At 46.3% G+C, this 19728-nt stretch carries 21 protein-coding genes; all 21 read right to left on the reverse strand.

The window, feature by feature from the left end; all coding sequences use genetic code 11:
- Positions 1-56 precede the first annotated feature (56 nt).
- Positions 57-839: a ribonuclease HII gene (locus DESYODRAFT_RS21525; protein ID WP_007786328.1), complete on the reverse strand. Its 783-nt coding sequence runs from the start codon at positions 837-839 to the stop codon at positions 57-59.
- A 111-nt stretch (positions 840-950) separates the two neighbouring features.
- A complete protein-coding gene (gene ylqF, locus DESYODRAFT_RS21530; RefSeq protein WP_007786329.1) occupies positions 951-1781 on the reverse strand; it encodes a ribosome biogenesis GTPase YlqF in 831 nt (276 codons plus the stop codon).
- 47 nt (positions 1782-1828) lie between these two features.
- A complete protein-coding gene (gene lepB / locus DESYODRAFT_RS21535) occupies positions 1829-2344 on the reverse strand; it encodes a signal peptidase I (protein WP_007786330.1) in 516 nt (171 codons plus the stop codon).
- A 164-nt stretch (positions 2345-2508) separates the two neighbouring features.
- Positions 2509-2856 carry a 50S ribosomal protein L19 gene (gene rplS, locus DESYODRAFT_RS21540; RefSeq protein WP_007786333.1) on the reverse strand — a complete coding sequence of 116 codons (348 nt, stop codon included), beginning with the start codon at positions 2854-2856 and terminating at the stop codon, positions 2509-2511.
- Positions 2857-2987: 131 nt separating this feature from the next.
- On the reverse strand, positions 2988-3548 hold the full coding sequence (locus DESYODRAFT_RS21545) for an RNA methyltransferase (RefSeq protein ID WP_007786334.1): 561 nt from the start codon (positions 3546-3548) through the stop codon (positions 2988-2990).
- A 111-nt stretch (positions 3549-3659) separates the two neighbouring features.
- Positions 3660-4475, reverse strand: a complete 816-nt coding sequence (gene trmD, locus DESYODRAFT_RS21550; protein WP_007786336.1) for a tRNA (guanosine(37)-N1)-methyltransferase TrmD — start codon at positions 4473-4475, stop codon at positions 3660-3662.
- A 39-nt stretch (positions 4476-4514) separates the two neighbouring features.
- Positions 4515-5012, reverse strand: coding sequence for a ribosome maturation factor RimM (rimM, locus tag DESYODRAFT_RS21555; protein ID WP_007786338.1), 498 nt, complete (start codon positions 5010-5012; stop codon positions 4515-4517).
- A 64-nt stretch (positions 5013-5076) separates the two neighbouring features.
- A complete protein-coding gene (locus tag DESYODRAFT_RS21560) occupies positions 5077-5307 on the reverse strand; it encodes a KH domain-containing protein (protein WP_007786340.1) in 231 nt (76 codons plus the stop codon).
- A gap of 26 nt (positions 5308-5333) precedes the next feature.
- Positions 5334-5600, reverse strand: coding sequence for a 30S ribosomal protein S16 (rpsP, locus tag DESYODRAFT_RS21565; RefSeq protein WP_007786341.1), 267 nt, complete (start codon positions 5598-5600; stop codon positions 5334-5336).
- 196 nt (positions 5601-5796) lie between these two features.
- Positions 5797-7158: a signal recognition particle protein gene (ffh, locus tag DESYODRAFT_RS21570; RefSeq protein ID WP_007786342.1), complete on the reverse strand. Its 1362-nt coding sequence runs from the start codon at positions 7156-7158 to the stop codon at positions 5797-5799.
- A gap of 53 nt (positions 7159-7211) precedes the next feature.
- Positions 7212-7580 (reverse strand): putative DNA-binding protein, encoded by a 369-nt coding sequence (locus DESYODRAFT_RS21575; RefSeq protein WP_007786344.1) that lies wholly within the window; start codon positions 7578-7580, stop codon positions 7212-7214.
- 101 nt (positions 7581-7681) lie between these two features.
- Positions 7682-8983, reverse strand: a complete 1302-nt coding sequence (locus DESYODRAFT_RS21580) for an amidohydrolase (RefSeq protein ID WP_007786345.1) — start codon at positions 8981-8983, stop codon at positions 7682-7684.
- Positions 8984-9022: 39 nt separating this feature from the next.
- Positions 9023-10060 (reverse strand): S-methyl-5-thioribose-1-phosphate isomerase, encoded by a 1038-nt coding sequence (gene mtnA, locus DESYODRAFT_RS21585; RefSeq protein ID WP_007786347.1) that lies wholly within the window; start codon positions 10058-10060, stop codon positions 9023-9025.
- Positions 10061-10075: 15 nt separating this feature from the next.
- Positions 10076-10858 carry an S-methyl-5'-thioadenosine phosphorylase gene (gene mtnP / locus DESYODRAFT_RS21590; RefSeq protein ID WP_042338961.1) on the reverse strand — a complete coding sequence of 261 codons (783 nt, stop codon included), beginning with the start codon at positions 10856-10858 and terminating at the stop codon, positions 10076-10078.
- Entirely contained in the window at positions 10858-11790 is a 933-nt protein-coding gene (ftsY, locus tag DESYODRAFT_RS21595) for a signal recognition particle-docking protein FtsY (RefSeq protein ID WP_042338964.1), read from the reverse strand. The genes mtnP and ftsY overlap by 1 nt, the downstream gene beginning before the upstream one ends.
- A 64-nt stretch (positions 11791-11854) precedes the next feature.
- Positions 11855-15451, reverse strand: coding sequence for a chromosome segregation protein SMC (gene smc / locus DESYODRAFT_RS21600; protein ID WP_007786350.1), 3597 nt, complete (start codon positions 15449-15451; stop codon positions 11855-11857).
- Positions 15444-16229 carry a ribonuclease III gene (gene rnc / locus DESYODRAFT_RS21605; protein WP_007786351.1) on the reverse strand — a complete coding sequence of 262 codons (786 nt, stop codon included), beginning with the start codon at positions 16227-16229 and terminating at the stop codon, positions 15444-15446. Before rnc ends, smc begins: the two co-directional genes overlap by 8 nt.
- A gap of 3 nt (positions 16230-16232) precedes the next feature.
- Entirely contained in the window at positions 16233-17483 is a 1251-nt protein-coding gene (fabF, locus tag DESYODRAFT_RS21610) for a beta-ketoacyl-ACP synthase II (protein ID WP_007786352.1), read from the reverse strand.
- A gap of 3 nt (positions 17484-17486) precedes the next feature.
- Positions 17487-18440 carry an NAD(P)H-dependent flavin oxidoreductase gene (locus DESYODRAFT_RS21615; protein ID WP_007786353.1) on the reverse strand — a complete coding sequence of 318 codons (954 nt, stop codon included), beginning with the start codon at positions 18438-18440 and terminating at the stop codon, positions 17487-17489.
- Between the two features lie 271 nt (positions 18441-18711).
- Positions 18712-18939 (reverse strand): acyl carrier protein, encoded by a 228-nt coding sequence (gene acpP, locus DESYODRAFT_RS21620; RefSeq protein WP_007786354.1) that lies wholly within the window; start codon positions 18937-18939, stop codon positions 18712-18714.
- Between the two features lie 44 nt (positions 18940-18983).
- Positions 18984-19727, reverse strand: coding sequence for a 3-oxoacyl-[acyl-carrier-protein] reductase (gene fabG, locus DESYODRAFT_RS21625; protein WP_007786355.1), 744 nt, complete (start codon positions 19725-19727; stop codon positions 18984-18986).
- Position 19728 lies beyond the last annotated feature (1 nt).

Raw genomic sequence — 19728 nt, forward strand, 5'->3', positions numbered from 1 at the left:
GTGCCACAATCCAGACTAACGGTCAAATGATTTAGTTTTCAGTTATCTCCTCCTTCCTAACCCATTGATGCCCTTTGATTCACTGGCGCAAAACTTTTGCGATGAATCGGACATGGTCCGATTCGTTTTAAAGTTCGCATATGTTCACCAGTGCCATACCCTTTGTTTTTAGAAAACGAATATTCTGGATATAGAGTATGAAGCTGAACCATCAAGCGGTCACGTGTTACTTTTGCCAGGATCGAAGCAGCTGCAATCGAGGCACTTAAACGGTCCCCCCCTACTAAGGGAAGCTGTGGAAGATGAACATTCGGGAGATTTAAGGCATCAATTAATAGGTAATGTGGACGAACCGTCAACCCTTCTATCGCGCGCTTCATGGCTAACTTAGTTGCTTGCAAAATGTTTAAGGCATCAATTTCTGCTGGTTCTGCACTTCCGATGGCATAATCAATGGCCTGATTACAGATTTGCGTATATAGTTTTTCTCGTTTACTCTCAGTCAGCATTTTGGAATCATTAAGGCCGGGCAAATCAAACTTCGCCGGCAGAATACAGGCTCCGGCGACAACCGGCCCAGCTAGCGGCCCCCGGCCTGCTTCATCGACTCCTGCCAACAACAAAAACCCTTGTCTCCATAGCTTGTTCTCTTCAGTGAGCAGTTGCTGAATACGAGCTTGTTCCAGTGCTTGTGCTTCTTGGTACTTAACTAATTGATCGGCTAGTTTCCGAACTCCTTGACGCGGGTCGCTCTGACATGCACATATCATACGAGGGGAAGGGTCTTTATATAGTGCTTCTTGAACTTCCCGGATACTCATTTGGGATAACGGTTCCACACTTTTTCTCCTCTTCTCTCCCTAAAATTTCAGTTCGACACCTAAAGACAATTCCCTTTATTTAGGTATCAATCTTAGATATACACAAAATCATCTGAATTTTTGGAAAGATCATTCTTCTAAGTAGTCCATAGTGATCGGTCCAAGTTGTCCCATCCTCAGTTCCCTGAGAAAAATCTGAGCAGCTTTTAGGGTATCAATACGCCCGCCGTGAATTAAGCATCCGCGTTTGCGGCCCAGGCCCTCAAGTGTAACTTCAGTATCCTCATTTTGATAGCGGGCCAGAGAAGACGGGGAATGTAAATTCAGCCAATCTATGATCCAAATTGATAATTCCTCAATATCAAAAACATCATCTTTGATAGCTCCAAGGGCTGCAAGTTTTCGCCCTACATCAAGATCATCAAATTTAGGCCATAACATTCCAGGGGTATCTAAGAGTTCCACCCGTTCGTGAATCCGTACCCATTGATTTCCCCGGGTCACGCCTGGTTTATTACCCACTTTCGCCTGAGCTCCACCTGTTAATTGATTAATCAGAGATGACTTTCCAATATTGGGAATACCAACAATCATTACCCTTATCATCTGTGGGCGTATGCCTTTTTGAGCTTGTTTTGCCTGCTTAGCGAGAACCATTCGTTCAAGTTCCGGTACGATCTGTTTAATGCCAACTCCCGTGGTAGCACTAACGGCATATACAGGACTTGATTCTTTCAAGTACTTAAGCCATTTTGACGTCCAATTAGAATCCGCCAAATCAGCTTTATTGAGAAGCAATAACCTTGCTTTATTGCCCAGCAACTTATGTAGCATTGGATTACGACTACTGGCAGGTATCCTGGCGTCAGCAAGTTCTAAAACAACGTCAACCCATTTTAGCTGTTCTAATAAGAGACGTCTCGTTTTGGACATATGTCCCGGAAACCATTGAATACTCATGAATACCTCTCTTCATTCCTCTAAAAACTCGTCATCCTTTAGCTGACTCAGGGAATCAGCCTAAACCGCGAAAAAGGGTAGTATACCAACCATGCTTTTCCCAAAAGGTACTCTTTCGGAAGAAGACCCCATTCCCTCGAATCTTCACTCTCGCGACGGTTATCCCCCAAGACAAATACTTTGCCTTCCGGCACAACTTCCGGGCCATAGGGAGGGTAATCCCCCGCTTTGACATAAGGCTCATCAATAGGATCTCCATTTACGAAAACTTTATTATCACGAAGTTCTACTGTTTCCCCTTCTACCGCAATGACTCGTTTTACAAACGTTCGCTTTAAATCCTTTGGAAAAGCAAATACAACGACATCCCTTCGTGTAGGGGCCCAAAGGCGGTAAGCAAGACGATTGACGAGAATGTGATCACCTGGAGCCATACCAGGTTCCATCGAAGGAGATGGAATAAGATAGGGCTGCAAAACTCCCCAACGCAATACTCCGCCAATCAATAAAACCAGGACAATAATACCTAAAAGCCATTTTGTTTTTGATCTCTTATTTTCCATCGTTTCGCTCCCCTCTTGTACTACTCATTAGTATGAACAAGATTCTTCTGAGCATACACGAAAATCAATGGAAATTGGTCATGAATTATTCTAAACCTGCAGCCCAGAATGGGGAGAAGTAAAAAAAAAGAGCCAGATTACTCCAGCTCATTTTTTTCCTTTTCCTAGCCGATACGACGGTCGCGAATCCGTGCCGCCTTACCAGAAAGTCCACGTAAATAGTAAAGCTTAGCCCGGCGAACAATACCCCGACGAGCCACCTCGATTTTTTCCAAGCGAGGTGAATGTAAAGGGAATGTTCGTTCTACCCCGACTCCAGCGAAGACACGCCGAACAGTAAAGGTCTCGCGAATGCCGCCACCTTTCATTGCGATGACAAGCCCTTCAAAAACCTGGATACGTTCACGGGTTCCCTCAACAATGCGCACATGTACACGTACTGTATCACCCGGCCGGAAGTTAGGAAGATCCTTTTTCATTTGCTCTTCTTCAATCATGCGAATATAATCCATTAAAAATCCCCCCTTCCTTGCCTAGATGTTCATACACTGATTCTCAGCGAGCGGACCATCTATCATCAGACTTAGTTATATTATCACAGTTCAATTAGTTATGCAACAGATTTCGAAGCTATTGTTGTTGATCAGTGCCCGCGAAGGCGATCTAGAATGATCGACACTGCCGAACGTACGGATAAGTGATTGTACTCTGTCGGCCCATAGATTGGCTCAAGAATCCGGTCCATCGACTCAACGTCTTCTTTGAGCAATCCCCATCCTGTACCAAATAATAAAATGATCGGTGTTTCTATAGTTTCTATATCTTCACGGAGTTGTGCATAAGTGACTGTATTGGCATACTTGCGGGCATCCGTCGCCACTTTAATAGGAGCTAATCCATGTTCCGCCTCAATCTCAGCATAGACTTCTGCTAAATCATTGGCAATTTTCACCCGCCCGAAAGCTTCTTGGCGATCAGGATTGTACTCCGCCCCATAACCCTCCTGCCAAAAGCCCATGATGCGCTTAGCCAGCTGACGCTGCGCTTCAGCCGGATGAACGACATAATAGCGTTTTACACCATAAGTAGTCGAGCATCTGGCAATATCATGCAGGTCTAAGTTGGTGATCGAAGTCGCGACTGTTTCCATATTTTTATTATACACTGGGGAATGGACCAGAGCTAAGTAGATATCTGCTGCCATGAGATTCCTCCAACACTTACTGAAATCAGAGATCCTCTCTGATTATTATTGATTCGTGTATTATTTATTCGCGGCAAACTGCCTTGCTGATGGTGGGGACAATGAATTGCCTTACTTATGTATGCTCTTAGAAGAACGCCGCCGTCGCTTAGGGGGTGGGCAAAGATGTTCCCATTTTCCTCGCCAGCGGGCGATTTCTTCGTGCTCAAGGATAAGTTCCTCTAAAAGAGGATAATCATCCGTTCTAAAAATAACCCCATTGATCAGATCCGGCCGTCTTAAAAAGGTACGCCTTAGAGACTCTTTTCTCCGCCAACGTTTAATCTGAGCATGATGTCCGGATAACAAAACATCCGGTACCTTCTGCCCCTCAAAATCGGCCGGGCGGGTATATTGGGGATACTCTAAGAGTCCGATGCTATGTGAATCTTCCTCTGCAGAAGCTTCTTCTCCAAGAACTCCGGGAATGAGCCTTACCACTGCATCAATCATAACCATTGCAGCAAGTTCCCCTCCTGTCAAGACATAGTCTCCCAAAGAAACTTCTTCATCAGCCAACTCTCGAATCCGCTCGTCGAATCCCTCATAGTGCCCACATATAAAGACAAGCTCCTCCTGCTCAGACCATTGCTTAGCCTTCTCCTGATGAAAGACCTGGCCCTGGGGAGACATGAGAATCAGCCTCCGTCCGGCAGAGGTCTGAGGCAAATCCCTTATTGCAGCAAAAATAGGTTCGGGCTTTAAAAGCATACCTGCTCCGCCACCGTAAGGAACATCATCAACATTTTTATGTTTACTGGCTGCATAATCCCGAAAATTTATCAGTCGAATCTCTATAAGTCCCGCTTCTTGGGCGCGTTTTATAATGCTCTCTTGCAAAGGTACAAACATCTCCGGGAATAAGGTTACAACCGTAATTTGCATCATGCCTAGTTTAACCCTCCAGCCTAATCGTGGTTCGAACTATCAATCTCGAAGCCCAGGTGGAAGTATAACATCCATGCGACGGCCTGGGACATCTACATTCCGAACAACGCTTCTCAGTGCCGGCACGCATAGTTCTCCTTTAGGCCCTTTAACTACATAAACATCATTCGCTCCGGTTTCCAAGACTTGGGATAGAGTACCTAATAAGAGATCCCCCTCATAAACTTGCATCCCTTCCAGCTCAAAATAATACCATCCTTCTTTAAGGGGAGGGACCTCCGAGCGATCAATCCGAACTTCACACCCCCGAAGTTTTTCGGCTTGATCAACAGTATCTATCCCCTCAACTTTGAGCAGTACATTTTCCATCTGTACGCGGGCTTTGATAATTTTAAAGCGTTGATCGGTCTTTCCGCAGCGCAAAATAACTTCCTGCAGTTTTAAAAAGCGTTTAGGACTGTTGGTCACAGGATAAACTCTCATTTCTCCATCAATTCCATGCGGGCGCAACACTTCTCCAATCAGCACTTCATCCATAATCATTGTCCCTTTCCCAATAGATAGTTTTAAACGTTGAGAAGGGCCTTAGCCCTTCTCAACGTTATTGATCAATGTCCATATGAACCCGGCGGCCATCCTTGACAGCAGCCGCTTTAACCAGCGTACGAATAGCGTTTGCGATTTTTCCTTGTTTTCCAATAACTTTTCCCATGTCTTCAGGTGCGACAGTCAGCTGCAAATGAACGCTCTTTTCTGTCTCAGTCTGGATAACGAGAACTTGGTCCGAATGATCTACTAACGCTTTCGCGAGGATCTCTACAAGTCCCTTCACAGGAACCACCCCCCCAAACTCTGCACTTAGTTCTTGGACTCGTGGAATTTGGTCATAATGCCAGCCTGACTTAACAAAGACTTAGCAGTATTTGAAGGCTGAGCACCAGTTGAAAGCCATTTCAGAGCCTTTTCCTCGTCAATGTTCAGAACTACAGGGCTTTTAGTCGGATCATAATATCCAAGTTGTTCAATGAACCGCCCATCACGCGGGGCTCTGGAATCAGCAACTACCATACGGTAGAAAGGATTCTTTTTTGCGCCCATACGGCACAAACGAATTTTCGCAGCCATGTTTTCACCTCCTCAATATCGAGGTTCGAAGTTCGAAGTTCGAGGTTCGAATGTCTACATTCAATATCTCGCTTCGTACATTTTGCCCCTTGATTAGTTCAACTAAACTTTAAAACAGAGTATAAACTCAAATAAAGTAAGTCTTTTATATAAACAACGCTATATTATAGCGTGTGTCCATCGTATGCGATGTCCCCTACATGGTTGGAAAAGGAAACTTGGGCTTTTTGCCCTTTTTGCCTTTTTTTCCGCCTCCAAGCATTCCCATGCCGCCGGGGGCAGAAAACTGCTTCATCATTTTTTGCATTTGTTCAAACTGTTTTAATAAACGCCCAACATCTTGAACCGAGGTACCGCTCCCTTTAGCGATTCTCTTTTTGCGGGAATCTTTTATGATGACCGGTTTACGACGCTCTTCTGTCGTCATGGACCGAATAATCGCCTCAACATGAGCCGTGTCTTTTTCATCAATCTTTATATCTTTTGCCTGTTTCCCTACCCCTGGAATCATTTCTAAGATTGAGGAAAGAGGCCCCATTTTTTTCATTTGCTCCATCTGATCTAAAAAATCATCAAGAGTGAACTCCTGTTTGCGGAGCTTTTGTTCCATTTCTTTGGCCTTTTTCTCATCAAAAGACTCTTGTGCTTTTTCAATAAGAGTGAGGACATCGCCCATTCCTAAAATCCGCGAAGCCATTCGGTCCGGATGGAAAGGTTCAAGGGCATCCATTTTTTCCCCGATTCCTACAAACTTTATGGTGCACCCGGTCACTGCTTTAATAGAAAGCGCGCCACCGCCGCGTGTATCTCCATCGAGTTTTGTGAGAATGACACCATCAAGCCCCAGTTCGTTATGAAACGACTCTGCAACATTAACCGCATCCTGGCCAGTCATAGCGTCCACAACTAACAAGATTTCATGAGGTTTCACGGCGCTTTTAATATCTCGGAGTTCACCCATTAACTCTTCGTTAATATGCAAACGGCCGGCGGTATCGATAATGACAACGTCTTGTCCGTTCTGATTAGCATGCGCAATACTCGCTTTAGCAATATCCCGGGGAGCCTCCTGCCCCATAGAAAATACAGGAACGTTCAGCTGACCGCCTAAAACCTGTAATTGCTTGATTGCGGCCGGACGGTAAATATCACAAGCCACCAGCAAAGGATGCTTGCCTTGTTTCTTTAACATATTGGCTAATTTAGCTGCATGAGTTGTTTTTCCTGCTCCTTGAAGGCCTATCAACAGTATGATAGTAGGTGGTTTTGAGGAGATAAGTATTTTACCGGTTGCACCACCCATGAGCTCAATCATCTCTTCATGCACGATCTTAATTACATGCTGGGCCGGTGACAGAGATTCGAGAACTTCCTGTCCGATCGAACGCTCCTTAACTTTGGCTACAAAGTCCTTGACTACTTTAAAGTTGACATCTGCCTCTAACAAAGCAACACGAACTTCACGCATAGCCTCATTGACATCAGATTCCTTTAACTTACCCTTTCCTTTAAGCCGCTTAAATGTTTCTTGGAGTTTTTCGCTTAGTCCTTGAAACATGGCTGTCCTCGCTTTCCATTTGATCCACTTGGAAGAATATATTTAGAGTTTATTCAGGAAGCCGCGATATTGGTAAAAACATCTTCGATCATAGTATGGATCTTCTGATGACAATCATAGGCTGCCTGACTGCAAAAATCCGTTCTGGTTAATCCTTTTAATAAAGTCTGTACTTCCATCAATTTCTCACGTTCTAGCCAAAACCTCTGAACGAGCCCCAATTTATCCTCGTATTCCGTGAGAATCCTTTCGGTGCGTTTGAGCAAATCATGAATTGCCTGACGGCTGATATGTTCTACTTCAGCAATCTCAGTCAAGGACAAATCTTGTTGATAATGAAGATCCCAAACGTTTCGTTGCTTTTCCGTGAGAAGCGGGCCATAAAAATCGACTAAGAGAGCCCTTTTGGCTAGTTTCTCCATGTGCAACCCCCTGTAAAGCGATTTTACTTTACATCGGAATATTAGACTAAATCTCCCGGTTTGTCAAGTAGGGGCAATTCATGAATTGCCCCTACTTGCACCTAACCATTTAATTCCTTAAAAATTCGTTTAGCCCGAATCTCTGCTTCATGGCAAACCTTACCGACATCCATCGTCAATAGCTTTCGTTCCTCCATGAGAAGTTTGCCATCGACCATCACCGTGCGGACATCTCCTGCATGAGCTGCATAGACCAAATGGGCCGGAATAGAAAAACGAGGATAGAAATGTGGTTGATCCATATCAATCGTAATCAAATCTGCTTTAAAGCCTGGCGCCAACATTCCGACATCTTCCAAACCGAGGGTTTGTGCCCCGCCGATGGTTGCCATCTCCAATACGTCATATGCCGGAAGCGCCGTCGTATTGACCCGCAGTTTTTGTTGATAGGAAGCTGAACGCATCTCCCCAAAGAGATCCAGATTGTTATTACTTGAGGCACCGTCAGTTCCAAGGCTTACAACAACCCCTTTAGAGCGCAGCTCAGTAATAGGGGCAGTTCCGCTGCTCAGCTTCATGTTGCTTTCCGGATTATGAGCAACACAAACATGCTGCCGGGCAAAGATTTCCATGTCCTGTGGTGTTATGTGTACACAGTGTGCTGCTACAACATGTCCGCCAAAAAGCCCAAGCTCATCCAGCCACTGAACAGGGGTTTTGCCTTGCTGTTCTTTAATAATATTGATCTCATCCTGAGTCTCCGCCACATGGATATGAATTCCTACCTTCAGGCGGTCTGCTTCAGTTTTAACCTTCTGAAGATACTCTGCTGAGCAAGTATAAGGGGCATGGGGACCAAACATGATGCTCACCCGTCCGTTACCTGCTCCATGATAGCGGTGTACTAAGTCTATGTTTTCCTGTAAAGCCCGATTCCCATTAGGTCCATTCCCGATTAATCCACGTGAAAGTACAGCACGGGTTCCGGCTAGCAGTACCGCTTCCGCAACTTGATCCATCGACGCGTACATGTCGAGCATCGTGGTTGTTCCGGAGCGGATCATCTCGCAAAGCGCTAAGGAAGTACCCCAATAAATATCCTCATCTGTTAATTTATCTTCGAAAGGCCATACTTTCTCCTGTAGCCAAGGCATGAGCGGCAGATCATCCGCGTAACTCCTAAGCAAGGTCATGGCCGCATGGGTATGAGTATTAATTAAACCAGGCATAACCACATCATTGGGCAATTCCAGAATGCGATCCGGTATAAATCCAGCTGGTGCAGAACCTGTCTCGCCGACTGAAACTATTCTTTGATCCTCGATGCAAATTTCCCCTTCAGGGAAAAACGCATCCGGTCCAGTCATGGGCAAAACCATTGCACGAATTATTGTTTTGGACATTATAAAATCTCCTATCACCTAAGGATTGCGTTCTAAATATTAAGATCGAACCATTAATTTAAGAAGATTAACGGAATAAGGCGCTGCCACTATCCCTTTTTCTGTAATTATTCCAGTGATATATTTGGCCGGGGTAACATCAAAGGCCGGATTAAAAATTTTCACTTCGTCAGGTGCGACTGACACCCCGAAACACTCTTTGATTTCCTTAGCGGGCCGTTCTTCAATGGGAATTTCTTGACCGCTGGCAACTTTTAAATCAATCGTGGAAGTAGGTGCAGCAACATAAAAAGGAATACCGTGAGCATGGGCTAAGACTGCTACGGAGTAAGTTCCGATTTTGTTAGCGGTATCCCCATTGGCCGCTATTCGGTCTGCTCCTACAATCACAAGGTCAACCTTCCCTATTTGCATCAAGTACCCTGCCATATTATCTGCAATCAGTGTCACAGGAATCTTGTCTTGGAGAAGCTCTAAAGCCGTTAGCCGGGCCCCTTGTAATAAAGGACGGGTTTCATCCGCATAAACATGAATCATTTTACCGGCCTGATGAGCGGATCGAATAACCCCCAGGGCAGTTCCATACTCCACAGTGGCTAAGGCACCTGCGTTACAATGAGTTAAAATATTAGCTTTCTCCGGTACAACCTCATTCCCATGTTCCCCAATAAGCCGATTCATACGGCGATCATCTTCGGCGATACGACCCGCTTCTTCAATCAAAACCCGGCGTACGTCTTCTATGTCATCCATATCCCAACACTCGCGCAGGCGATCCTCCATACGGCGTAAAGCCCAAAATAAATTAACTGCCGTGGGACGAGTCTCTGCAAGTCTGGCTTGCACCCGTTCCATGAAGGCCGGCAAGCCGTCTCTTTCCCCTTGATACTCCAAAGCTCCTAACACAAAACCATAAGCAACAGCTGCTCCGATAGCCGGTGCGCCGCGAACTTCCATGTTTTCAATAGCTTCCGCTACACTCTTATAGGACACCGCATCCCGGTAGACAATTTCCGTTGGAAGCTTACTCTGATCTAATATTCGCAAGGTATTCCCTAACCATTCGATCGATTTCAACGCCCCACCACCTCTCTAAAATTTACCGACTTCGGCATTTGCCGATGCACATAGGCATTTCTGACCGGGAGTCAATAACTCAAAGGTTGTTTGAATGAGCTGGGCGACGTTCATCTCCAGCTCTTTAAGGTTCTGCATAACTTCTGCATGGTTTAACGGATGGTCAGCGATTCCAGCTGCTTCATTGGTAACCATTCCTATGGAGGCATAACACATTCCAAGTTCCCGAGCCAAAACCGCTTCGGGAACGCTTGTCATTCCGACAAGGTCAGCCCCCAGAAGCTGAAACATCCGAATCTCTGCAGGGGTTTCAAAACGAGGGCCTTCTGTACAAACATAACATGCCCCGTTCTTAACCACAAGTCCCAGATGCTTCGCCGCCTCTATAATTACTTGCCGCACAGATGAACAATAGGGCTCAGTCATGTCCACATGGAGCACACCTTGTTGTCCTCCTTCGTAGAACGTCAGTGGACGGCTCTTCGTAAAATCGAGAAACTGATCTAAGAGCACCAGCTCGCCTAAGTGATGATTGGGGGACAGGGAGCCGACCGCCGCCGTGGCAACGATCTTTCGTACCCCAAGTTCCCGTAGGGCCCAAATATTACCTCTATAATTTACAAGATGAGGAGGAGTCGCATGGTCCCGTCCATGGCGACTCATAAAAACCAGGTCATGCTTAGCAAGTTTGCCAATCATAGGCTCAACTGTTCCATAAGGAGTTTCCACGGAGATAACACGCTGATCGGTCAGCTCGAAATGTTCAATCCCGGTTCCTCCGATAAGTGCATAGTCTATCAGAATCTCTCCTCCTCATCAACTTCTCCAAAAAGTGCTGCCGCAAAATCTTTAGGAACGAAAGGACGCAGGTCTTCCATTCCTTCACCGATCCCAATCCACTTCACCGGAATTCGGGTTTCTCCTTGAATTCCTAACACCACCCCCCCTTTCGCTGTACCATCCAGCTTCGTTAAGACAATTCCAGTAACACCAGCCACTTCCTGAAAAAGCTTTGCTTGCTGCAAAGCATTCTGTCCCGTAGTAGCATCCAGTACCAGCAGCACCTCATGAGGTGCCCCCGGGATTTCCCGTTCCATAACCCGCTTAACCTTCCGTAATTCTTCCATAAGATTGACTTTGTTATGCAGACGGCCAGCGGTGTCCACAATCACAACATCCACATTGCGCGACTTGGCAGCTTGTACCGCATCGTAAGCGACTGCGGCCGGGTCCGCTCCTTCCCGCTGCTTGATCACTTCAACCCCGGATCTCTCTCCCCAAACTTCCAGTTGATCTATGGCCGCCGCTCGAAAGGTATCTCCAGCAGCCATCATAACTCGTTTTCCATCTCTCTTTAACCAATTAGCCAGCTTCCCAATGGTCGTGGTTTTACCAACCCCGTTGACCCCAACTACAAGAATAACACTGGGACCTTTCTCGGCAAACATAAGGCTTGCTTCTTCTCCCAGCAACTCTGCAATCAATTCCTGAAGGACCTCAGTAAGCTGATTGGGATCTGATAATTTGCGCTGTTTAACTTCTTTACGCAACCGTTCAACCAATTCGAAGGATGTGTTAACACCCACATCCGAGCGGATTAAGACCTCTTCCAGTTCTTCATACAGCTCTTCATCAATTTTCTTGCGGCCTGTAAAGACTTCTTCTACTTTATCTACAAAGTTCTGCCTGGTTTTGGTAAGCCCTTCTTTCAGCTTGGCAAAAAAGCCCATGGTTAAATCCTCCTGTAATATCAATTATACTCTCTAAAGCCACTGACTCCAAACACACGAAGTTCTAAAGGGCAACCGGTGTCTTCTGCCGTCCGTCCAGCTTAACTGAAAGCAGCTTCGAAACTCCGCATTCCTCCATAGTTATTCCATATAATACATCGGCGGATTCCATGGTCCCTTTACGGTGTGAGACTACAATAAACTGAGTGGAATCTGATAAGCGGTGAATGTATTGGGCAAATCTCTGAACGTTGGCATCGTCCAGTGAAGCCTCAATCTCGTCCAGAATACAAAAAGGACTTGGTTTTACTCTTAAGAGAGCAAACAAAATAGCAATTGCCGTTAAGGCCCGTTCTCCCCCAGACAAAAGAGATAAGAGCTGAGGCCTTTTACCCGGCGGCTGAGCTATAATCTCAACGCCTGTTTCCAGGATACGTTCTGGTTCGACTAATTGAAGTTCAGCATGTCCGCCATCAAAAAGCTCTTTGAATACCTCTTGAAAAGCCTGATTCACCGCTGTAAAGCTTTCAATAAATCGTTCACTCATAGTCTTATCCAATTCGGAAATCAATTGGCGCAACGTCTGGTTCGCTTCGACTAAATCCTTCTGTTGAGTCAACATGAATTCCCGACGCTTAAGGATCTTTGGATATTCTTCAATAGCCGCTTGATTGATAGGACCTAATTCTTCTATTTCCCGTTTAATTACTTGAACTCTTTTCCACAAGACGGCTTTATTTTCTTCGGTCCGATAAAGCATTCCCTCTTCCCAGGTCAGAGAGAATTCCTCAGCTAAACGGGCTAACCCTGCCTGACACTCCGTTTCCCAGCGGACATTCCGGAGTTCATTAGCATGCAGGCGCTGTTCAAGTGTATGCGCCCCTTGGCGCATAGTATGAATCTCTTGCTCTAATTCAAGGACGCTGCTCGATAACCCTTCCCGGGCTCGTCTGCATTCCATTAGGGCATATTGCTGTGTTTCCTGGACTCCTGATTGCTGCGCCAGCTGCTGGCTCAGCGAATCGAGTTCCTCTTCAAGGTTTCGACGGGCTTCTTGGATGCTAACCTTCTTCTGCTTCTTCTCAGAAAGGTTCAACTCGTTTTCCCGGATTTCTTTGCGCTCTTGGGCAAATTGATCTAAGCATTGAGTTAATTCTTGCTCCCACTTGGCAAGCTGGATTTTCTCCTGAGTCAGGGTTTCTACATAAGTTTCAATTTCTTCTGCCACAGCTTTGGCTTCGGCCTCTCTGAGATTAAACTCCTCACGTAAATGAACTGAGGTTTTTTCCGCAATTTCCATTCGTTCCGTTAAACTCGCCAGGCGAATAAGGAGTTCATTCTTTTCTGCTGTTGTCTCCTCATGACGCAGGCCTAACCCCAGCAAATCCCCTGCTAACCGCCGGATTTGGCTCAATACATTCTCGTGCTGCGCCTTAAGCTTGACCTGAAGTTCTTGCTCATTCCGAAGTTGGAGGGCTAACCTCTCAATGCTTTCCTGAATTTCCGTTTGATGTTGATCTTGTGCTAAGCATTCCCGTTCTTTTGCCGCTAAATCCTTTTCTAATTGCGCCAAGGCTTCACGCAGTGCCTCTATTTCACGTGACCTGGCGAGTAAATTCCCGCCTTTACGTTGAATACTCCCTCCACTAAGAGAGCCTCCCGGGTAAACTTGGTCCCCTTCTAAAGTCACAATACGCAATTTATATCCTGATGCCCGCGCAATCCGAGTCGCCGCTTCCATATCCGTAACAACAACAATACGGCCGAGCAAGAACTCTATTGCAGGCCGGTATACTTTATCATAAGTGACTAAGTCAGCTGCGATCCCTATATAACCACTATCCTTCGCTACCGCTGGGCTCACGGACATCCTGTACCCTTGAATCACATCAAGGGGAAGGAAGGTTACCCGGCCTAATTGATGGGCCTTCAAATAGGCGATGGCTCGTTTGGCCGCCTGCTCATTTTCCGCAACAACATTTTGCATTCCGGCTCCCAAAGCAATTTCCACAGCTAACTCATAGTTTTCCTCAACCGCAATCAGGTCAACCACTGTCCCACAGAGTCCCTGACAATCATTGATCCCCTTTTTCTTAGCCAGCATCACCTCGCGAACTCCGCGCTGATAACCTTCTAAAGAATCTTCTAAGGATTGCAAAGCATGCAGCCGTGCTCTGGCTTGATCCGTTCGGGATTTGTGCTTCTGGAGCCCGAGGGCTTTTTCCTGACGAAGAGGTTTCAGTTTATCTAACTCTGCCCGTAACGCTGATTCTTCGTTTTCCGCAGCTTGAGATTGCGCTGCCAGCTTGATCAGTTCATTTTTCTGATGATCACCGGTCTCCACCAAAGACTGACGTTCCGTTTCTTTGGTTTGCTGCTCTTGCTCAATATGAAAAATTCGCTGTTCAAGCGAAGCAAGGGTATGACGGGTGCCAGTCAGTTCATTAGAACAATTGGCTTGCTCTGTCAGCGCTTGGAATAGGTCGGCTTTAATGCGCTCAATATCTTTGGCTAAGGTATTCTCTCTTGCTTCAGCTAATTTCTGTTCTTGCGCACTGACTTTATGGAGCGACTCTTCAACGGTTCGTTTTAAAATTGTCTGTTTGGCAGCCAGGGTTTTAATCCGTTCCCGTAAAACATTGATTTTATGTTCATCCGCAAGAATCTCTTGGCTCAATCGTTCAATTTGCTCATCGAAGTAATTAAAACGCTCTTGGCGAAGATTCTGGTCATGTTTTAAGGAGTTTAACGTTTGTTCTGCAAGAAAAACCTCTTCTTGCTTCCGCTGTATCTTATCCTCTAACTGTTGAAGTTCATCTTTCAGTTTCAGACTCTGAGTTTCCTTGATTCCTAAAGCTGTCTGAGCCTCCACCGCGCTCCCTTGAAGGATTTCTAAATCCTGCGCAGCTTGGGTCAGCTTTTGTTTAACCTCAGAAATGTCGAGCACGACGGCCTGAATTTCCAGGCTCTTTTGCTCTTTGGAAAGCGCGAGGCTCTGTTCGGCCACTTGGGCTTGGGCAGCCAGAGGAGTCAGTTGTCCCTCAATTTCCTGCACAATATCTTCGATGCGTTGGAGATTCAAAGTCGTTGCATCCAAACGCTTTAGTGCCTCGCGTTTCCTGGATCGGAACTTAGTAATCCCCGCCGCCTCTTCAATTAGTGATCGGCGTTCTTCTGATTTCAAGGTTAAGATTTCCTCAACCCGCCCCTGCCCAATGATCGAAAACCCTTCTTTTCCGGCTCCCGTATCCATAAATAGTTCTTGAATATCTTTGAGCCGGCAAGCTGCCTTATTAATAAGATATTGACCTTCACCATCACGATAAACTCTGCGTGTAATCGTGACTTCCCGGAAATCCAATGGAAAAATCCCAGTGGTATTATCAAAAATCAGGGAAACTTCAGCCATTCCAACCGGGCGGCGCTGGGTGCTGCCTGAAAAAATAACATCTTCCATCTTTGATCCCCGAAGGCTTTTGGCACTTTGCTCTCCTAAAACCCAGCGAACCGCATCGGCGATATTACTCTTTCCGCTCCCATTTGGACCAACAACCACGCTTAATCCCTGACCCAACTCTAATTTAACAGAATCAGCGAACGACTTGAATCCCTGAATATGAATTCCCTTTAAAAAAACCGGGAAATTCTCAGGTCTAGTCATCGCTCTCCCTCCTCCAATGATCCAGAACTTGCTGAGCAGCATGTTGTTCGGCTTCTTTTTTGGTTCGTCCGGTACCCTTCCCCATAAGATCCCCTGCTACAAAGACTCCGGCTGTAAAGCATTTGTTGTGATCAGGACCTTCTTCCAAGAGGATCTGATAGCTGACTTCTTTTTCTTCCCGCTGTGCTTTTTCTTGAAGCACGGTTTTATAATCCCCGTAATTCCCTTTTGCCACTTCTTCGATGGCAGGTTTAAGTAATTCTAAAATAACTCTGCGGGCTTCTTGAAACCCATATTGTAAGTAAATCGCTCCGATAACCGCTTCCCAGGCATCCGCTAAAATAGAAGGCCGTTCACGGCCACCCGACACCAGTTCTCCCTTGCCCAATAATAATTCCTGCCCTAACTCTATTTCATGCGCCTTACGAGCCAGGGTCGTTTCGTTGACCACAGCCGCCCGCATCTTCGTAAGCTCCCCTTCAGGTCTTTCCGGGTAACTCAAATACAAATATTCGGCAACGACAAAATCTAAGATTGCATCCCCCAAAAACTCTAAGCGTTGGTTATTTTCCTTGCCAAATTGAGGATTTTCAAACACATATGAAGGATGGGTCAAGGCCGTGGTAAACAGCCGATTGGGCGGAATTCCCAACTCCAATCGTTTAGCTAACTTTACCCCTGGCTCAAGTTTTGGGGAAGTCAGGGCGTATTTTTTCCGCCCCGGCCTTCCTCCCGTTTTCTTCGGTTTCTCAGATACACTGGATTTTTTTTCGACCATAGTTTAGATCTCCTTATCTTTAGGCGATTTCTTCAGAACAATAGTGGCATTATGCCCACCAAAACCTAATGAATTGGACATCGCGACATCTACGTCCTGCTTTCGTGCGCTGTTTGGGACATAGTCAAGATCGCATTCCAGGTCGGGCTCTCCATAATTCGTCGTAGGCGGGATGGCTCCCCGCTCAATAGCCAGCGCACAAATAACCGCCTCAATGGCTCCGGCAGCTCCCATTAAATGACCGGTCATAGATTTCGTCGAACTAATGGCCAGCTTCGGCGCATGATCGTTAAAAAGACGTTTTATGGCCTCTGTTTCCGTAACATCGTTAGGTCCGGTGCCCGTTCCGTGCGCATTAATATAATTAACCTCTTCCGGACTTACCCCTGCATCCTTTAAAGCAAGGCTCATGGCACGAATCGCACCTGCACCGCCTGGAACCGGAGTCGTAATATGATAAGCATCCGAGGTGCTTCCATAGCCGGCCAATTCAGCGTAAACGTGTGCACCACGTGCCTTGGCATGTTCCGCGGATTCAAGAACCAATACTCCCGCTCCTTCTCCCATGACAAAACCGCTCCGACGTTTATCAAAGGGTCGGCAGGCTTGTTCAAAAAGTTCCTTCTCGGTTGACATTGCCTTCATCGCGCAAAAACCGGCGAAAGCCAACTTAGTAATCGGAGCCTCTGTCCCGCCACAAAGCACAACGTCAGCTTCTCCGCGTTGAATCAATCTCAGAGCTTCACCGATTGCGTTGGTTGCGGAAGCACAGGCCGTAACAATCGTGGTACTGGAACCCTGTAAGCCAAACTCAATGGATATGTGCCCTGCCGCCATATTGCTAATCAACATTGGCACAAAGAACGGGCTGATTCGGCTGCTCCCTTTGCTCATCAGTATTTCTTTTTGGTCCTCAAAGGAGATCACGCCGCCAATTCCACACCCCATGACTGTTCCGATTCGTTCCTTATCTTCGTTCTCCAAATCCAGTTTTGCGTCTTGCACCGCCATCTTCGCGGCTGCAATAGCAAATTGAGCAAAGCGGTCCATATGACGGCTTTCCTTTTTGCTAACCCAATCTGTCGGTTCGAAGTCTTTGACCTCAGCCGCAACCTTCGTGGGTAAATCTGACGTATCAAAACGTGTCAAGAGCCCAATTCCGGATTTTCCTTCCATTAAATTATTCCAGAATTTTTCCAGGTCATTTCCCAAAGGAGAGATCACGCCCATCCCCGTTATAACTGCTTGATGCACACTTTATTCCTCCTTAGCGCTGAGTATTCCTTCTTTAATATCTTCAAAAATCTTATGCACAGACAAAACATCTTTAATTTTATGGACTTTTGCGCCGGAAAAGATAAGTCCCTCCTGAACATTCCCTTGCTGAGCCATAATTAACCGGCTCATAATGCAAAAGTTCCCCTCACAGTGTTTGAGACAACCCTCACAGGAGGTAGGGGTGACGTCCGCCTTTTCATCAAGGGCCCGTGTGAAGGGGTTGCGGATTCCCCGGCCCGGCAACCCTACCGGACTATGCACAAACACGATGTCCTCTTCGGTAGCCTTTAACATTTCCGCTTTCCAGGCGGGAGCTGCACTGCTCTCTTCACTGAGTGCAAACCGGGTTCCCATTTGTACCCCTGCCGCACCTTTCTTCAACATTTCTGCTACACCTTGTCCATCCACAACTCCTCCGGCGCCAATGACAGGGATATTGACCGCTGCCACGACTTCCGGAAGAATATCGTGTATAGAACGGTCTGTCCCTAAATGTCCTCCAGCCTCTACCCCTTCCACGATCACAGCGGCAGCACCTAGCTTTTGGGATAGTTTTGCCAGTTTTGCTGATGACACAATGGGCACGACCGGAATGCCCTTTTCTTTACCCCAGGTAAACATATCCCTGGAAAAGCCGGCTCCCGAAACTAAAAGATCAATTTTCTCTTCAAAGGCGGCGTGAACCAATTGGGCAAATTCACGGACAGCAAACATGATGTTTACCCCAATGATCCCTTTGGTACGTCGTCTTGCCTCACGAATTTCAGCTTTCAGCTCCTCTGCCGACAGACCGCTGCCGGCAATTATGCCAATCCCCCCCTCTTCAGCTACCGCTGCAGCGAGAGGAGCCATGGATATCCTTACGGCCATTCCTCCTTGAATAATTGGAATCTTAGCCACTAAATTTGCAATACGAAGGTCGGGTATTTTCACGATCTTTCCTCCTGTTCGACTTCTACCCTTGTCAGTTCTGATATCTATTTAAACTTCCCCAACACGATATTCTTGGTTCGATATTCATCCTTCGAAATACTAATATTACACCAGAATATCTGTATCCAACTTAATCTTTAAAACTAACCTAAGATCAGACGACTAATTCAACATAGTTAAAAATCTTATCTCAAGGTTATCTTTTTTGGATAAAGGAGAAAGAAACACTCTTAAAAGAAAGTCCCGCATTGAATACGGGACCTTTTTGTGTTTATTTGTTTTCCGTGATGTAGTTTACTGCGTCTCCGACCGTTCGAATCTTTTCGGCTTCCTCATCCGGAATATCCAAGTCGAATGCCTCTTCCAGGGCCATAATCAATTCTACGATATCCAAAGAATCTGCATTTAGCTCTTCAAAGGAGGTTTCCGGGGTAATAGTGGCTTCATCTACCCCTAATTGTTCGACGACGATAGCTTTCACTTTTTCAAAAACTCCCATGCTGTTTCTTCACCTCCTCTCAAAAATACAAGATTTAATCATCATTACATTTCCATACCCCCATCAACACTTAGGGTTTGTCCTGTTATATAAGATGCTTCCGGGGAAACAAGGAACCGCACAACCTTGGCAACATCTTCAGGATTCCCTATACGGCCGAGAGGAATAGCCCGCAAAATTTCAGTTTGTGTCCCTTCTGCTAATGCCTCCGTCATATCTGTAGAAATATACCCCGGCGCAACCGCATTGACCCGAATTCCACGGGAGGCGAATTCTTTGGCAACCGACTTCGTAAATCCAATAATTCCGGCTTTAGCTGCGGCATAATTGGCTTGCCCTGCATTTCCGGAAAGGCCCACAACTGAAGAAATATTAACAATCGCGCCTGAGCGCTGTTTAAGCATCCCTTTGCTCACAGCCTTGGTACAAAGGAAAACCCCTTTGAGATTGGTTGCCATGACCGCATCCCAATCAGCTTCCTTCATGCGAAGGAGCAGGGTATCGCGAGTAATCCCGGCATTGTTGACAAGAATATCAATCCTGCCAAAATGCTCCAGAGTTGTTCGTACCAAGCGATCGACATCAGCCTGTTGGCTGACATCGGCCTGCACAACCAAGCCTTCTCCGCCAGCTCCTCGGATCATCTCAAGAGTTTCCTCGGCTTTATCAGGGCGGCCGGCATAATTGACAACCACCTTTGCACCCGAGGCTGCTAATTCTAAAGCTATGGCTCGGCCTATTCCCCGTCCACTCCCTGTAACAATGGCCACTCTATCTTTCAGCATCATT

This window comes from Desulfosporosinus youngiae DSM 17734 (assembly GCF_000244895.1).
Lineage (GTDB): Bacteria > Bacillota > Desulfitobacteriia > Desulfitobacteriales > Desulfitobacteriaceae > Desulfosporosinus > Desulfosporosinus youngiae.

Excerpts from the sequence above, each read along its gene's own strand:
- DESYODRAFT_RS21575 (WP_007786344.1), bottom strand. The coding sequence starts at position 7,580 with ATGGAGAAACTAGCCAAAAGGGCTCTCTTAGTCGATTTTTATGGCCCG.
- rnc (WP_007786351.1), bottom strand. The coding sequence starts at position 16,229 with ATGGTCGAAAAAAAATCCAGTGTATCTGAGAAACCGAAGAAAACGGGA.
- ylqF (WP_007786329.1), bottom strand. The coding sequence starts at position 1,781 with ATGAGTATTCAATGGTTTCCGGGACATATGTCCAAAACGAGACGTCTC.
- rpsP (WP_007786341.1), bottom strand. The coding sequence starts at position 5,600 with ATGGCTGCGAAAATTCGTTTGTGCCGTATGGGCGCAAAAAAGAATCCT.
- ffh (WP_007786342.1), bottom strand. The coding sequence starts at position 7,158 with ATGTTTCAAGGACTAAGCGAAAAACTCCAAGAAACATTTAAGCGGCTT.
- DESYODRAFT_RS21545 (WP_007786334.1), bottom strand. The coding sequence starts at position 3,548 with ATGGCAGCAGATATCTACTTAGCTCTGGTCCATTCCCCAGTGTATAAT.
- smc (WP_007786350.1), bottom strand. The coding sequence starts at position 15,451 with ATGACTAGACCTGAGAATTTCCCGGTTTTTTTAAAGGGAATTCATATT.
- lepB (WP_007786330.1), bottom strand. The coding sequence starts at position 2,344 with ATGGAAAATAAGAGATCAAAAACAAAATGGCTTTTAGGTATTATTGTC.
- rplS (WP_007786333.1), bottom strand. The coding sequence starts at position 2,856 with ATGGATTATATTCGCATGATTGAAGAAGAGCAAATGAAAAAGGATCTT.
- trmD (WP_007786336.1), bottom strand. The coding sequence starts at position 4,475 with ATGATGCAAATTACGGTTGTAACCTTATTCCCGGAGATGTTTGTACCT.
- ftsY (WP_042338964.1), bottom strand. The coding sequence starts at position 11,790 with ATGGGCTTTTTTGCCAAGCTGAAAGAAGGGCTTACCAAAACCAGGCAG.
- acpP (WP_007786354.1), bottom strand. The coding sequence starts at position 18,939 with ATGGGAGTTTTTGAAAAAGTGAAAGCTATCGTCGTCGAACAATTAGGG.
- rimM (WP_007786338.1), bottom strand. The coding sequence starts at position 5,012 with ATGGATGAAGTGCTGATTGGAGAAGTGTTGCGCCCGCATGGAATTGAT.
- fabG (WP_007786355.1), bottom strand. The coding sequence starts at position 19,727 with ATGATGCTGAAAGATAGAGTGGCCATTGTTACAGGGAGTGGACGGGGA.
- DESYODRAFT_RS21580 (WP_007786345.1), bottom strand. The coding sequence starts at position 8,983 with ATGTCCAAAACAATAATTCGTGCAATGGTTTTGCCCATGACTGGACCG.